General features: G+C 43.7%; 12 protein-coding genes. 8 read left to right on the top strand and 4 right to left on the bottom strand.

Annotated features, from left to right (window positions below):
* Window positions 1-57 precede the first annotated feature (57 nt).
* Both ACED28_RS10350 and ACED28_RS10345 read left to right on the top strand, forming a co-directional pair.
* Complete coding sequence (locus ACED28_RS10350) at window positions 58-2,403, top strand: ATP-binding protein (RefSeq protein ID WP_371709793.1); 2,346 nt, start codon at window positions 58-60, stop codon at window positions 2,401-2,403.
* A gap of 1 nt (window position 2,404) precedes the next feature.
* Window positions 2,405-3,292: a mechanosensitive ion channel family protein gene (locus ACED28_RS10345; protein ID WP_009846738.1), complete on the top strand. Its 888-nt coding sequence runs from the start codon at window positions 2,405-2,407 to the stop codon at window positions 3,290-3,292.
* 131 nt (window positions 3,293-3,423) lie between these two features.
* Here ACED28_RS10345 and ACED28_RS10340 read toward each other — a convergent pair whose 3' ends face one another.
* On the bottom strand, window positions 3,424-5,451 hold the full coding sequence (locus ACED28_RS10340; protein ID WP_371709792.1) for a cache domain-containing protein: 2,028 nt from the start codon (window positions 5,449-5,451) through the stop codon (window positions 3,424-3,426).
* Window positions 5,441-6,904: a sigma-54 dependent transcriptional regulator gene (locus ACED28_RS10335; RefSeq protein WP_009846740.1), complete on the bottom strand. Its 1,464-nt coding sequence runs from the start codon at window positions 6,902-6,904 to the stop codon at window positions 5,441-5,443. Before ACED28_RS10335 ends, ACED28_RS10340 begins: the two co-directional genes overlap by 11 nt.
* A 303-nt stretch (window positions 6,905-7,207) precedes the next feature.
* Between ACED28_RS10335 and ACED28_RS10330 the strand changes: the two genes are divergently transcribed.
* The 5 genes from ACED28_RS10330 to ACED28_RS10310 all read left to right on the top strand — a co-directional run bounded on the left by ACED28_RS10330 (window position 7,208) and on the right by ACED28_RS10310 (window position 12,099).
* Window positions 7,208-8,014, top strand: coding sequence for a substrate-binding domain-containing protein (locus ACED28_RS10330; protein ID WP_009846741.1), 807 nt, complete (start codon window positions 7,208-7,210; stop codon window positions 8,012-8,014).
* 277 nt (window positions 8,015-8,291) lie between these two features.
* On the top strand, window positions 8,292-8,990 hold the full coding sequence (locus ACED28_RS10325; RefSeq protein WP_009846742.1) for an ABC transporter permease: 699 nt from the start codon (window positions 8,292-8,294) through the stop codon (window positions 8,988-8,990).
* 10 nt (window positions 8,991-9,000) lie between these two features.
* Window positions 9,001-9,720: an energy-coupling factor ABC transporter ATP-binding protein gene (locus tag ACED28_RS10320; RefSeq protein WP_009846743.1), complete on the top strand. Its 720-nt coding sequence runs from the start codon at window positions 9,001-9,003 to the stop codon at window positions 9,718-9,720.
* The gene (gene mobA / locus ACED28_RS10315; protein WP_009846744.1) at window positions 9,698-10,282 is read left to right on the top strand and encodes a molybdenum cofactor guanylyltransferase MobA; all 585 of its coding nucleotides are present in this window, start codon (window positions 9,698-9,700) and stop codon (window positions 10,280-10,282) included. The genes ACED28_RS10320 and mobA overlap by 23 nt, the downstream gene beginning before the upstream one ends.
* Window positions 10,282-12,099 (top strand): bifunctional molybdopterin-guanine dinucleotide biosynthesis adaptor protein MobB/molybdopterin molybdotransferase MoeA, encoded by a 1,818-nt coding sequence (locus tag ACED28_RS10310; protein WP_371709791.1) that lies wholly within the window; start codon window positions 10,282-10,284, stop codon window positions 12,097-12,099. Before mobA ends, ACED28_RS10310 begins: the two co-directional genes overlap by 1 nt.
* A gap of 133 nt (window positions 12,100-12,232) precedes the next feature.
* Here the strand turns inward: ACED28_RS10310 and ACED28_RS10305 are convergent, their stop codons facing one another.
* A complete protein-coding gene (locus ACED28_RS10305; RefSeq protein WP_371709790.1) occupies window positions 12,233-14,380 on the bottom strand; it encodes a diguanylate cyclase in 2,148 nt (715 codons plus the stop codon).
* 171 nt (window positions 14,381-14,551) lie between these two features.
* On the opposite strand from ACED28_RS10305, the gene ACED28_RS10300 reads away from it, so the two are divergent.
* Window positions 14,552-14,818, top strand: a complete 267-nt coding sequence (locus ACED28_RS10300; RefSeq protein WP_004733780.1) for a DUF2960 family protein — start codon at window positions 14,552-14,554, stop codon at window positions 14,816-14,818.
* Between the two features lie 187 nt (window positions 14,819-15,005).
* Here the strand turns inward: ACED28_RS10300 and nagK are convergent, their stop codons facing one another.
* Window positions 15,006-15,914, bottom strand: coding sequence for an N-acetylglucosamine kinase (nagK, locus tag ACED28_RS10295; protein ID WP_371709789.1), 909 nt, complete (start codon window positions 15,912-15,914; stop codon window positions 15,006-15,008).
* Window positions 15,915-16,017: the final 103 nt, after the last annotated feature.

The raw sequence follows: 16,017 nt of genomic DNA, 5'->3' as shown, positions 1-16,017 counted from the left end.
ACAAAGTAAGATTATCTAACTATAGTAATCCTAACCTCATAATTCTAAGAGACTTTTATGCGTTCACTATCGCGCTTCTTACTCCTCACTTTAGCCATTCTCTCATGGCCTAGTCATGCCAACTTGGAATATGACTTACAATCTCAGCCGCAGGTATCCGATTCTGCTGTTGACCTCGATGCTCGAGTTGATTCGTTACCCGATCCCCTCTTTATGGAGCCGTCGGACCGACGCCAAGTCAATATCTTGTTAGCTGAAGTTCTGCGAGTTCAAAAGCAGGAAATCAAAATCTTCGAGCAACAGATAAAAGCTTATAGAGATAACAACGACGTCGATCAATGGTTTGAGGTTCAAACCAGTTACGTCACTTTGAATAGCTTAAACGTCAGTAAACAACATCTTCTAGAGCAGACGAACTCTGCGAACAAAGAGCGCTTAACCGGTTTTGGCCCTTATGGTGTTACCCAGTTTAAGCAAGAATGGGAATTAACTAAGCTCAATATTGAGTATCTTGCATACTTCCAAATCCGAAGCTTCAAGGCGTTAGTTAACGATATCTTTATTTCGCCCGTACCTGTGATTGGTGCGTCGTTAAAAGTGTTGTTCATCTATTTCGGTTTAGTGTGGTGGCTTGCTAACAGCACTCGCTTAATCGAATTGTTCAGAATTAATTTTCTTGAAGCGAAAACGAACCCTCCTTTCTTAGTGCGTGTGATCTGGTACATCAGCCGCGCTGATCGTGCGATTGCTTGGTTAATCGCGATTACGCTTTCACTAAGAGTGCTTTCCAGCATCCCTAGCCTACAACACCTGATTTTCCTTGAGATCTTCACCTGGTGGATTCTAGGTGGGTCGATTGCCATCAGCTTTATTTTGGAATTTGCTTATCGTTTGGGTCGTACATCCAATCATGAAGTGATTGCGCTGCGCCTATCGACTATTCGCCGTTATGTATGGAGCTTCATTGTTGCGGGTGTGATTCTGCAAATATCAAGTATTACGCTAGGCAAAGGCACGATTTATAGTTGGATATATAGTGCTCTGTTTTTCTGGTTTTTATTGGTTACGGTTTCAGTGCTCAGGTTATGGAGAGCGAAGGTCTTCGATACACTTCAACACATTTCTGAACGTCCGGTATGGGTGAATTGGGCGGTAAACCGTAAGGGTACGTTCATACTTAATATATTGGCGACAGCCATTGGTATCGTGTGGCTGAGCGTTTACAACCTCCAACACCGAATTATGGCCCTTCTGTCTAACTACACGCTGTTTAGCCAAGCTTTGGCGTATCTGTTTAGAATCGAAGTGGCTAAGCAGTCAGATCTCGATAAGAATCAGCAAAACTTGGTTCGAATCAAAGGCGATCAAACCTATGAATACATTCTGCCAGGTAATATAGACAGTACGTTAATTGACTATGCCGGTGACGAGGTTAAGCAACTGTCTCGCTACTTGATGTCAGACAGCCCGGCTATCTGTATTGTTTCAGGTGAGCGTGGTGTGGGCGCGACAACGCTGCTTTATACCTTGCTGCACAAAGTATCTAACGCTGAGCCCGTATATGTAAGCTGCCCTTACGCGGGTTACCAAGAGCTCTTAGCGCATTTAGCCGTGAGCATTGGCTTGGAAGAAGAAGCAACTGAAATTCAAATATTAGCGCACCTTCGTAAGAGCAATACCACTTACCTTATCGCGATAGATAACGCTCAACGACTGGTGAAACCAATGGTTGGCGGTCTGTCTGATTTGATTCGTTTGACCAACCTTCTGCGTCGTTCTAAAAAGAACCACCGTGTCGTGATATCGATCGCCAAATCAAGTTGGCGATTTGTGGATAGAGCGCGTGGTGAGCGTCTGCTGTTTGATTTGGTGTGCTTCCTTCCGCGTTGGACAGAGAAACAAGTGGGTGAACTTCTAAATAGCCGTATCAATACGGAGCTTGAGAAGCCGCTGTCTTTTGATGGCTTAGTGGTCCCTAAGCAATGGGACCAAGATGATATGAGTGAAGAAGAACGTGCACGCCAAGGTTTCTATCGAATTTTGTGGCACTACTCTGATGGCAACCCTACCGTTGCGCTGCGATTCTTTAGGCTCTCTTTGAACCGAAATAAAGAGACAGATCAAGCGGTAGTACGTTTATTCCATGTCCCTGAAGCGCAGGAACTAGAGAATATGCCGAAACCTATGTTGGCTGTACTTCGTTCTATTGTACAACTGGAAATCGCTTCTCCAGAAGTGTTGTCTGAATGTACACAGCTGAGCACGGCAGAGATAACGGGGATCCTGCGTTACTTTGAAAGCCGTGGTTATATTGGTTGGCATGAAGAAAAGGCTCGAATTTCCGAGCACTGGTTCCGCCACATTACTAACGTTCTTGATCGTCAACATCTACTGGTGAAGTAAAATGAAGAAGTTATTTATCCTACTATTTGTTGGCTTGGCAAGTGCTGTCAGTTTCCCGACCTTTGCGACGGAAGAGTTAGCCAACGTAGAAAATATCTCTAAGATAGCGAGCTTGGTGCGATGGAGCGGCGTGTTCTTTTCCATGATCGTTATTGCCGCAATGTGGTTGTTGCTTAAGTTCATCAATTCGTTAGTGACCAGTTTTGGTAGTCAGTTCGTGCAATATCGAATGCTGCTACAAAAGCTGCAATCGTTTACTCAGTTCTTTATCTACGTGAGCACCGGTCTTATCGTGTTCATGATGAGTTTTAGAATCAACGACCAAATCTTAGCTTTGATTGGTGGTACCCTCGCCGTGTCGGTCGGCTTTGCGCTTAAAGACTTGGCAGCATCGTTTATCGCCGGCATCACTGTGATGATTGACAGACCCTTTCAGGTTGGTGACCGCGTCACGTTCGAAGGCAACTACGGCGACATCATCACCATTGGTTTACGTTCGGTACGAATGAGAACCCTGAACGATGACATCATTACTATTCCGAACAACAAGTTCTTAAATGAAGTGACCACCAGTGGTAACTATGGCGCATTGGACATGCAAGTGGTGATTCCATTTTACGTCGGTATGAATGAAGACATCACCCTAGCCCGCGACCTGATTCAAGAAGCCGCGTCTTCAAGTCGTTACATACACTTGCCAAAGCCTGTAACAGTTCTGGTTAAACAGACGATTACCGACAACTACCTAGCGATACAGTTGACGTGTAAGGCTTATGTGGTGGACACCGCGTATGAGAAATTGTTTGAAACCGACATTACCCTGCGTGTGATGAAAGAATTTAAGAAGCACAACATCAACCCACCGAAGATTTCAGTGGCAGCGCATTAGGCTTTTCATATTTTAGACGCTTGTAATTGTTCGACATGGCTTGTAATTGTTTGAAATAACGGGCCATAAATAAAAACACCTCCGAACTTATCTTAAGTGCGGAGGTGTTTTTCTATTCGCGTTATGAACGACTAAAGGTTAGACACTAATAACTGCGGTGTGGCTTTTTGCTGAAGATAGATACTAAAGCGACTTCCTTTACCTACTTCGGATTCAACTCGTATTTCGCCGCCAGTTTGGCTCAAAATACTTTGAGAAACGGACAAACCTAAGCCTGTGCCGTCTCTTTTGGTGGTATAGAAAGGCGAGAATATACGTTTCAGTTGTTCTTCCTTAATACCACAGCCTTCATCTTCAACATGAACAATAGCCCCATGAGATACTCCATTTTCAACCCAATCTTCACTCGAGATAGTCAATGTGCCCTGTCCGTCCATCGCGTGAATCGCGTTCATTTGCAGGTTTACTAGAATTTGCAGCAATTGGTTTCGGTTCACTTCGACTGAGGTTTTAGCATTCAATTGCGAGACATACACAATGCCTTTCTTTTTTGCGCCTGTTTTTACGAGTGTAATACTTTCATCGACAATTGGATTGATATGTTGCCAAGTAATTTCGTCTTGTACACCACCGTGTCGGCTGTATTGAAGTAAGCTTCGTGTGATGTTTCGGATTCGGTCGATCTGCTCCATGATCGCGTGGACTTCTTCGTCTACACGGCCCACTTCATCGCCGAGTTCAAACTTCATTAGTTCAACATTGCCAAGAATCACCGCCGTTGGGTTATTAATCTCATGGGCAATACCTGCGGTTAACTCACCTAATGCGGCTAATTTCTCGTTGACCACCAGCTTATCTCTAGCTTGGTTGAGAAGCTGGATGTGCAGTTCGAGTTCTTCCGTTTTCTCTTTTAAACTGGCAGTACGAGAATGAACCTTACATTCGAGTTCAGACGCAGCTTGTTGAATCTCTTGATTACGCTCGTGGAGCAGATCTAACATTTTGTCGAACTGTTTCGCAAGCAACGTAAGTTCATGTTGATCATCCAAACCCAACGTACCGATTCGCTTGTCTTGCCCCATTTGGACTAGCTTTACGACTTTATGGATGCGTTCAATTGGGTTGAAAAGATCGCGAGCACCACGGTGTACGATCAAACCTGAAGCTAACAGCAGTAATATGATGGTGATGCTGATTTCACCAAGGTTAGTCAGATACGTCTCTACGAGTGGCCAGATTAGATAGCCGGTATAAAGCATGCCAATAACGTTATCAAACTGGTCGTGGATTGGTTGGTAAGCGGTGATGTACCAAGCGTCGTAAACATATGCTCGGTCTAACCACTTTTGCCCTTGATTCAATACTTTTGAATGAACCTCATGAGAAACGCGAGTACCAATTGCGCGCCCTGCACTGTCTTCACTGCTCAATGGCACATTGGTGCTGACACGCAGATCATCAAGGAATACGGTAACCGTGCCAATGCGGCGATTAAAACCATCACGTTGTGGATAGATCAAGTTGCTGATCTGATCAACTAACTGTGTGCTGTTGTTAAGTAGGATCCCGCCATCAAGAAAACCAATAACGTGATCATTCTTGTCTCGAATTGACACAACAGTGCGGCTAAGTAAACCTCGAGTTTCAACGTTTTGATTATTGAGCATTGGGACTTCGGCTTGCCTTGCAAGGTTTTGGTCTAAATCGTTGAGTTCATTTTGGCTCAATACACTAAAGAACGATTCTTTGCGTGTCAGGTCGAGGTATTCACGCTTTTTCCCCATGCTCTCAACACTTCTCCAGCGCAAAAAGTCGAGCTCGTAGCGAGATTTGTTTTCAGAAACCCAACGAGTGAGCTCTTCCTTTGAAATATCACTCGTAAGTTTGATTCGAAAGTTATAAGACTCAGCGAATGCTTGAACGTTATAGGCCTGTTGATTTTGAATTAGATGGATACTGTTGTCGGCAACATCCAAACGCTCATCAACATCGATCAAAGCCCCCTGCCACGTATAGTGAACAGACCAATACAAAGTGATCGCAACCAAAGCGCATAAAGTTAAAATGATCGGCGCTGACGTCAAAAATAACAGACGATAACGCACCATGGTTTTGAACCGGAACGTCCACTTTGACCACCAATGACGTCTAATCGGCATATTCAGAGCCTTCTGTGTTCCAATCTTTATATTTACGCTCTAGCGTTTTCCGTGCAACGCCGAGGTCTCTTGCAGCTGCGGATTTATTACCATCATGAAAACTCACCAGTTGCTCGATATGAGATTTCTCTACTTCTTTGAGTGTCCAAGTGTTGGGATAACCTTCTGCAGCGTCTACGTTATTCAAGTTTGGTATTTCCGCTCCATGTGACACCGTCACTGAAATACTGGTGGGCGCAGGATCGCCATTAATTTCGCGCCAATAGTGCGCTGGTGGCTTGTCTAAAAGAATGCACCTTTCGACTAGGTTCTTGAGTTCGCGAATATTTCCCGGCCATTCGTATTCATTCATCGCCAAGATGTCTTCATGCGCCCAGTTTGGAACCGGTACACTAAGTTCACTTGCTAAAAGACGAGTGAAATACGGAACAAGCTCTATTAGATCGGATGGACGCTCTCTCAATGGCACAACATCGATTTTAAGGACATTGAGTCGGTAGAATAGATCGCGACGGAAGTGCCCTTTTTCGACCTCTTGTTGAAGGTTTCGGTTAGTCGCCGCCACTACTCGTACGTCAACGGCAATTTCTTTCTCGCTACCGACTGGACGAATAGTGCGTTGCTCTAACACACGCAACAACGCTGCTTGCATTGGTAGTGGCATTTCCCCAATTTCGTCGAGGAACAAGGTGCCACCACTTGCGACTCTGAATAGACCTTCACGGTTTTTCTTCGCGCCGGTAAATGCGCCAGAGGTATGCCCGAATAGTTCACTTTCAAGAAGTTCTGGGGCGATTGCGCCACAGTTGATTGGCACAAATGGGCCTGTGCGTTTACTCGCTTCATGTACACCACGTGCAACTAGCTCTTTACCTGTACCTGACTCACCTTCTATAAGAACGGATGCTCGAGAGGGTGCAAATTGACTGATCAGCAATTTAAGCTGTTTGGTTTTATCTGAGTTACCGATTAACTCGGTCTTGATATGACGGCTAACATCACGCTTCAATGCGTATTGCATTCTTTGATCAAGGCGCTTATCCATACAACGTAGTACAGCTTGTATCATTTGTTCCAAATTGAAAGGTTTAAGAATGAAGTCTGAAGCGCCAAGCTTAAGCGCGGATATGGTCATCTCTAGATCAGCATAGCCAGTCATGAAAATAACATCAGCACGTTTGTCGTTGTCGTTAAACGCTTCTTCCCACTCAATACCAGAGCGTCCTGGCAGGTTGATATCAAGAACAATGAGATCAAAATGTTCGCTCGAACGCAGTATTTCAGCTTCTTCAACGGATCCTGCACTCGATACCTTGCCAAAGAACTTACCCAGAGCCTTCTTTAGAATAGCCTGCATCCCTACTTCATCGTCCACGACCAAGACGGAAAACGCTTGATATTGAGTCAATGTGTTTGGGTTGAGGTTCGATGCAGGTGAACTAGGTAAAGACATAATGATTAGCCGATGGGGAAAGTTGGGACAGAGTGTACCAATTAACCTTTTGTGCGACAGGGACAATGTGCGACATTTTGTCCTAGCTCATATTTTAATGCATTTTGTTAGCCTAAATGACGCAGTTTTGTTCGATATAACAGCAATTTAATGAAATTTGATGCACTATTTATTGGCATTAAGCTTGCTTATTAGGTGTAGATTCCTAATTACAACAATTAGCGTCTTATGCACATGCCCTTCTTTGAGCCCTTTAAAAATAGAGGCATGTCATTCATTTATAACAGAATGGACATAATAATAATGAAAGCAATTCCCCTAACTATTGCAGCTCTATCTATCGTCAGTTACACGGCTAGCAGCGCGGAAGACACCACTCATATCAAATTGGCGACAACCACAAGTACCTACCACTCAGGCTTACTGGACTACTTATTGCCTGAGTTCGAAAAGGATTCTGGTATTAAGGTTGATGTTCTCGCTGCGGGTACGGGTAAATCACTTCGCATGGGTGAAAACGGTGATGTTGATTTGGTAATGACTCACGCACCAAAAGCTGAAGCGAACTTCGTTGAAAAAGGTTACGGCGTTTTACCTCGTAAGCTGATGTACAACGATTTTGTTATCGTTGGCCCACAAAGCGACCCTGCGAAGATTGAATCTCAAAAAGCAGTAGCTGATGTGTTCAAAGCAATCGCGAACAACAACGTGACGTTTGTTTCTCGTGGGGACGACTCTGGTACTCATAAGAAAGAGATGGGTATTTGGGCACAAACTAAGATGGAGCCAAACTTTGGCGGCTATCGGAGCGTTGGTCAAGGAATGGGTCCTACTCTGAACATGGCGTCTGAAATGCAAGGCTACACCATGACAGACCGTGGTACTTGGTTGGCTTACCAAAACAAACTTGACCTTAAAGTGTTGTTCCAAGGCGACAAGAACCTATTTAACCCTTACCAAGTGATTCTTGTTAACCCAGAACGCTACCCAAGCATCAATTACCAAGCAGCGAAAGTATTCAGTGATTGGTTGGTTAACCCTAAAGGCCAGAAACTGATCAACGACTTTAAACTGCACGGCAAACAGCTGTTTGTTGCAAACGCAGAATAGTTGGTTGCAAGCGCAGAATAGCTTGTTGTAAGAAATGAGTCGTGGGTTGTGAGTAAAGCGTAGCGTTGAAGGTTTAACCCTAACCAACTAGCGCTACGCTTAACTAAACAGTCAACGAGACCACCTAAATAATCACGTTTAAAAACCGTCTTGCTTTAAAGGCATTCACGCTTAGAAACAATAGCTGACCAATACAGGCTCAAATAGTTTGTGTCAGCTATGATTAACATCAGACACTACCGATAAAAGCCTATTATCGATTCAAACGAGATACTTCATGACCCTATGGCAAACAACGATTGATGCAATGAATCTACTGGTGAGTTTTGACCACGAATTGTGGCAAATCGTCGCGGTATCCTTCAGTGTATCTTTGTCCGCCATCTCATTAGTGATTGTTCCTGCAATCCTTATGGCTTTCTTATTGGCTTACACCGAATTCCCCGGTAAATGGGCGCTGCTTTCGGTGATCAACACCTTACAAGCGATACCGACTGTTGTAATTGGCTTGTTGATGTACATGATGCTCTCTCGTTCTGGTCCTTTAGGTGATTGGCAATTACTGTTCACGCAAAAGGCGATGATTCTAGGTCAGATGCTGATCTGTTTCCCTATCCTAGTTGCGATGATGCATGGCGCTCTGCAGGCCAGTGACCGCCGAGCAGTAGAAACAGCGCGCACTCTTGGCGTATCAACAACACGAGTCGCGTGTACCTTGATTTGGGAAACTCGTTTCCCTCTATTGGCTGCAACCATTGCTGCCTTCTCTCGTATCGTCACAGAAGTAGGTTGTTCAATGATGGTGGGTGGCAACATTATGGGGATGACAAGAAACATCCCAACAGCTATCGCCATGGAAAGCCACAAAGGCGCATTCGCTCAAGGCGTCGCCCTCGGTATGGTGTTATTAGCATTGGCATTAGCCCTTAACTTTTTCCTTTCCAGTGTGAGAGGAAAAGGCTATTTAAGAACTTAGGAACGCTGTCATGAGTATAAAAATAACAACGCAGCAAATTTCAATGCGCTACAAAGAGCGTGTTTTGTTCCACATCCCCGAATTGTCGATCGGCCCCAACGATGCCATTTATCTCAAAGGAGACAATGGCGTTGGCAAAACGACCCTACTTAAAATCTTATCAGGATTGATCAAGCCGAGCTCTGGCCGTATTCAGTCTCCGACACAAAGCTGGCAACATAGCCTGTTTCCTCGGTTAAAATTTAAAGACATCATCTATCTCCACCAAACCCCTTACCTTTTTGATGGCTCGGTGTACCAAAATGTCGCTTATGGCATTCGCTTTAATAAAGAGAGTCAAAAAGATAAGCGAGCTCAAATAATTAATGCATTAAGAATGGTAGGTTTAGAAACCTTGGCAGATGAGCACATTTCTGTGTTGTCTGGTGGTGAGCGCCAACGCGTAGCAATGGCCCGTGCTTGGATTCTTAAGCCTTCAATCTTGCTTATGGATGAACCAAGTGCTTCTTTAGACAAAGAATCTATTGAAAGATTGGTGATTATGGCCGAAGATCTTCTTCAGAGAGGCGCGAGTTTAGTCATTACAAGTCACCAAACTAACGCGTTAACCGATTTGTGTAAGAAGCAGTGGTGGATCAAGGACAACACTTTGACTGAATCACCGCTTCTGCAAGTTATTAAAAAGAACAAAGCACAAGAGAATATTTATGCTGCTTCCAACGCAAACTAGTTGGGTTATTTTGGCTGGCGGACAAGCCAGCCGCATGGGCGGAAAAGATAAAGGACTCGTTGAGCTCAACGGTTCTCCGCTTATTCAATACGTTATTAACAAGCTGTCACAACAAGATGTCAGCATTACCATCAATGCCAACCGTAACTTAGACAGTTACCAAGCATTTGCACCGGTTGTTTCCGATTCTTTCCCTGACTATCCAGGCCCATTGGGCGGCATTCATGCTGGCCTTAAAAACGCGAGCACAGATTGGGTCGGCTTTGTCCCTTGCGACAGCCCACAGATTAGTGATGACCTTGTTGAACGTTTTTGTGCAGCAGTAAAAGAAGACAGCGACATTCTTGTCGCGCATGATGGCGAATTTAAGCAACCAGTATTCACCCTATTCCACAAACGTGTTCTACCAAAGTTAGAAGCGTTTTTGGAACGTGGTGATCGTAAAATTATCTTGCTGTACAAAGAGTGTGTCACGGAATACGTTGATTTTAGCGATTCTCCTAACTGCTTTGTTAATCTCAACACGCCAGAAGAACTCACCCAATTCGGAACGCTTCAATAATGAAAGATTCTAAACAACGCCCTAACCTTCCTCTATTGGGGTTTGCTGCTTACAGTGGCACAGGCAAAACAACCGTATTAGAAGCTCTGCTTCCTTTATTGACAGAGTCGGGTTTAAAAGTTGGTGTGCTAAAACATGCTCACCACGATTTTGATGTCGATAAGCCGGGCAAAGACAGCTACCGTTTACGCAAAGCGGGCGCAAATCAAATGCTGATAGCTTCGCGTAACCGCCATGTGATGATGACTGAGACTCCAGAAGCAGAAGCCGATTTTGATTACCTGTTGACTCGTTTTGATACCAACACACTTGATCTGATTTTGGTTGAAGGCTGTAAGAACATTGCTTTCCCTAAAATCGAGCTTCACCGTGATGAAGTGGGTAAACCTTGGTTGTACCAAAACGATGACAACATCATTGCTATTGCTGCTGATAGCCACGTTGAATCTGACTTACCTCAAATGGCGATCAACGACTTAGAAGCGATTCGTGATTTCATCATTGATTACGCGCAGTCCTTTGACCTTTCCTCTACAAAAGGCAAAGCAGCGTCATGCTCATCTTCAAAAGACGCAGCGCCCGCGGTGTGTTGTGATTCGTTCTCTCCAGCAGGTTTAACCGTAACTCAGGGCCAACAAAAGATTGTTGATAGCATTGACGCGCTTGATCTCACAGAGAGTGTTGAATTACTGCAAGGCTACGGTCGTGTGTTGGCTGAAGATGTGATCTCGCCAATCAACGTCCCACAGAATACTAATTCTGCAATGGATGGCTACGCGATTCGTAGTGAAGATCTTGAATTGGATAGCTACAACATTGTTGCTGAAGTTATGGCTGGTCACAGCTACGACAAAACCGTTCAACAAGGTGAAGCTGTTAAGATCATGACGGGTGCACCAATGCCAGATGGCGTTGATGTTGTTGTGATGCGTGAGCAAGCCGTGCAAGATGGCGATAAAGTTAGCTTCCCAGATGCGAAAATCTCAGTTGGACAAAATGTCCGTATGGCCGGTGAAGATTTAGAAATTGGCCAACCTGTCTTTACACGTGGCACACGCATCGAAGCACCAGAAATGGGTATGATGGCGTCGTTAGGTTTCGGTACCTGCCCTGTTCTGCGTAAAGTGAAGGTGGGTGTGTTCTCAACGGGTGATGAAGTTCAGGCACCGGGCGTTGAGCAAAAGCCAAACTCTATCTACGACTCGAACCGTTTCACTATCATCGGCATGCTTCAAAAGCTAGGTTGCGACATCGTTGATTACGGCATTATCGAAGATGACGAACAAAAGATGATGGATGTACTTCATGCTGCGTCGTTAGAGACCGATATGGTTCTGACTTCTGGTGGCGTGTCTGTTGGTGATGCTGACTACATCAAACTCGCGTTAGATAAGTTGGGTGAGATTAACTTCTGGCGTATCAACATGCGTCCAGGTCGCCCTCTTGCTTACGGCAAAATTGAAGACAAACCTTTCTTCGGTTTACCTGGCAACCCAGTAGCCGTGATGGTGTCGTTCATTAACTTTGTAGAACCTGCAATCCGCAAGCTACAAGGTCAAACTAACTGGACACCAGTGAAAGCGAACGCGATAGCGACTGAGCAATTACGTTCTCGTCAAGGTCGTACTGAGTTCAGCCGTGGCGTGTTCTCAATGAACGAATCAGGCGTGCTTGAAGTAAAAACAACCGGTAAGCAAGGTTCAGGTATTCTACGTTCAATGAGCGAAGCAAACTGTCTAATCGAAATTTCACCAGCGGTAGACACTGTAAAAGCCGGTGAAACGGTGACGATCATTCCTTTGCAAGGCCGTGTGTAAATAAACAAGATTGTTAGCTTTAAGCGAACTTTAAGCTAGCAAATTCAGAGTAATACATACTCTAAATAGATGAAGCCCCTGATATTGGATATCAGGGGCTTTCTTTTTATGGGGGCTTGTATACAGAGTTGAATTAAACAAGCTCTACTTTAAGTAATCTGCAGTCGACCAAATTATAGTTGTTACGGCCATTTTCTTTGATTTGATAGAGCTGTTTGTCTGCAATATCACAAATCATTTTAAAGTTTCGATCCACATTGTCACTGGCTAAGTCGACGTTAACCCCACCAATAGAGAGTGTTAATTGTTCCGCATAGAGAGCTTTAGGGTTTGCTAATTTGACTTCATTTAACATCTTTCGCAGAGTGACAACCTTATTTTCAATATCACTACTACTCTGTCCGAAGCAAATCGCCATGAACTCATCACCGCCATATCTGAAAAGGTAGTCATTCTTGGTTGTGAATGTTTTTTTAAGTAAGCGACTGATAATACGAAGCGCTTCGTCGCCCTCTAAATGCCCATGAAAATCGTTATAAGCTTTATACTCGTCAACATCGATCATAAGGACCGCTAGAGATTGTTTTTGGTAGTAAGCGTTATGTATTAAGACTGGCGTGATGTTATCTAATTGATATCTATTAGCTAGACCTGTTAGTGGGTCAGTAGTACTCAAGATTTCGAGTGTTTGATTCGCACTTTCTAAACGCTGTCGTTGCTTTTGATTTTCTAGCGACACGGCAATAAAGCTAGCTAAATGTTCTATAAGCTGACAGTGGTGTTCCTGATATTGGTTTGGTAGATGATGCTGAACTGACAGAAAGCCGATTAATTTTTCATTAAGAATGATTGGCGTTAGAATCATTGAGTTAGTATCAAGCTCGCCACGAAACGTAACGAAATTATCGTCTTGTGTGGTTTTACCGATATAGGGTTCTAGAGCCGCATCTGTCGCGCTATTAAAATGAACGGTAGCTCGCTTGCGAATCACATACGTACCAATGGTTTGGTTCTCTTGGCAAACTACTTTTAGGTTCGGTATTAATCCTTGAGTATCAACAAAATAGCGGTAGTCGAGTATGTCTGATTTATCGTCATACATAGCAATCCCAAACTCAGATGTTGGTAGAATCATATTTATCTTATGGAGTATCTCAGGCAGTACGCTTTCTAAATCTGCAGCGGTTGCTATGAATTGACCAATATCAGTGAGCGCACCCATATATTTTTGCATTTGAGTCAGAACGTCATTTTTCTTCTTACTCTGAATGGTACCTACCCCTTCTAGAATACGTTCGCTCTGTTCGCGCTCATAACTTCTCATGTGTTTTTCTAAAAGATCCACATGCTGAGTTTGAAGTGCCGCTAAACCAGACCAATCCTCTTCATCTCGAAAGAGCTTCGCCTTAGTTTGGGCATAGATAGCATAAGAACGGTAACTACTCTTTAGATCAAAATTCTGTTCGAGAAAAGCGCACCCTACTTTTGCTTGTTCTCGCTCTCCAATGCCTTCTAAGAATTGAAACCAGTAAACCAAATTTTCTTTTCGATTATGCTCATCTCTCGATTTTTTGAAGTGCTCTTCTGCCTGATAAAATGCATCTAATACATCACTATCATCGAAGCCTCCCCACAAGAGCATGGTTTGCCCTAGGTAACTATGACAAAGAGCTATCGTCCTGTGACTAGAAAGCGAGGTGCCTATTTTTTTCGCTTCCATAATGGCGCTAACCGCTTGCTCAAACTCATTTGTATGTGCACAGCTATAGGCTAGGTTTAAATGGCTGACAGCACAATCTAACAGGCGATTCGCATTTTGAGATGAAATAATGGCTTTACGAGCATATTGCTTCGCTTGTTCGTATTTTTCTAAGCTTAAGTGCAAGTCACTTAGATTACAGAATATAAGTGACTTAAAATTGTCATCAACTAGGTGTAAGTTTTCTAGTGTTTCTGAGTAACAAGCATACGCTGATTGATAATCACCACGAATGTTATGGGTAGACGCAAGTAACCCGATGACAAATACATATAGTTGAATTTCTTCAGGAGCAATGACGTTTAGGCAGGCTTTATAGTGCTCAGCAGCGTCAGAAAGGTTATCGTGGCGATAGCTTGTGAAACCTTTAAGGAAAAGCGCGATTGAATCCGGGATCGGTTGATTATTCGCTTCGCATAGACTCGTTATTCTATCTTCGACTTCTTTTAATCCTTTGATTCCAGGGTAGTTCTGGATTCGCGTTATAATTCCCATGATCTTTGGGTAAAGCGTATTGCTCATAAGTTCCGTTTAAGTCAGCCAGATTAAAAAATAACGAATAGTATACCACAAAATGCTTATTACACATTCCATTCATGAGACTAATAAGTGGTAATTTCCTATCATTATCTTGAGTGGCGTACTGTTTTTATGTAGAGTGCGCGCAAAGTAATAATTATATTGGAGAGCACCATGGCTCGTACCATTCTGTACACTTATAAAGATGAAGACAAAGAGTTATTGTTTTCGAAACAAGAACACCGCACGATCCAAGAAGCTGTTGCAGCCGCTGAAGGCATCGACATCACTGAGTATCTAAAAACTGAGCAGCAGCTTGAGTTCATTTCTGATACTAAAGCGGTTCGTAACTACCAAGACAACTATTTCCGTAAGCTTGGTTTTACTAAGCTTACATTGAAGCAAAAAGACAACCTTGGTGTTGGTAAAAAGAAGAAGTAAGCCCTCTGGCTCTTTTTCTTGATATGTAGCTTTGTAGCTTCTAGTTTTTCGTTTGTAATTAGAGCTAAGAGCTGAAGAAACGAAAACACTGAACAATAAAAGATGCCGCAACCTCTTTCGAGATTGCGGCATTTTTATTTGTTCTTTTTAACTATCTAACTTTAGCTAGCTTAACGTTAAGTTGCGATTACTTAATGTTAAGGAATGCAGCGCCACGAACGCCGCCTGAATCACCGTGTTTCGCTTTAATGATCTTTGGACATTTCGCTACAGACAGTAGGTATTTAGGGATACGCTTTGGCATCTCTTCGTAGATAAGTTCGAAGTTTGAAAGTCCGCCACCCAGTGCAACTACGTGTGGGTCAAGACCCGTAAACAGGTTTGCAAAACAGATAGCCAATAGCTCCATGAAGCGATCTACGTGCTCAGCGGCTTTTGATTCGCCTTCGTTGTATGCTTGAATGATCTCGATCGCTTTCTTCTTCTCACCGAAGTAGTGCTCGTAAATCAGTTCGAAGCCGCGACCCGATAAGTAACTGTCTAAACAACCTTTCTTGCCACAACCACAACCCAGTAGCGGTGCGTTGTCGCCAAGGTGGAACCACGCATCTAGAGGAAGGCGCATGTGACCTAATTCACCAGCAACATGGTTACGACCAGAGAACACTTTACCCTCATAAACTAAACCGCCACCGAAGCCAGTACCTAGAATTAGGCCTGCTACAGATGGTTCGTCTTTAAGTTCATCATCCCACGCTTCTGAAAGCGCAAAACAGTTTGCATCATTTTCAATTTTTACACTACGACCAATAAGCGCTTCTAGGTCTTTGCGTAGTGGTTTCCCCGTTGAAGCTGGTACGTTAACAACCAGCATTGTGCCGTCGTCAGCATCTTCCATTCCAGGAAGACCAAGACCAATTTTACCTTCGCAAGAAAATTCGTTGTCGTACTTCTTTACCAAATCGGCAATTGTATCAAGTAGCAGTTGATAATCTTCAGTGGGCGTTGGTACGCGTTCTGTCGCTACGCGCTCAAGTTTTTCATTGAACGCACCAAACTCAATCTTTGTGCCGCCAACATCGAAGCCGTAATACATGAAATCTCTCCAATTTTTCCCTAAATTCGGGCAAATAAATTTTTGTAAATAAACAACTAAAGAGCATTATCCATAACACTCCCCCTACAAACCGTGATAGATG

It is taken from the genome of Vibrio sp. 1F253, assembly GCF_041439295.1.
GTDB lineage: Bacteria > Pseudomonadota > Gammaproteobacteria > Enterobacterales > Vibrionaceae > Vibrio > Vibrio tasmaniensis_A.
This window is presented reverse-complemented; position numbering and strand designations above follow the sequence as displayed.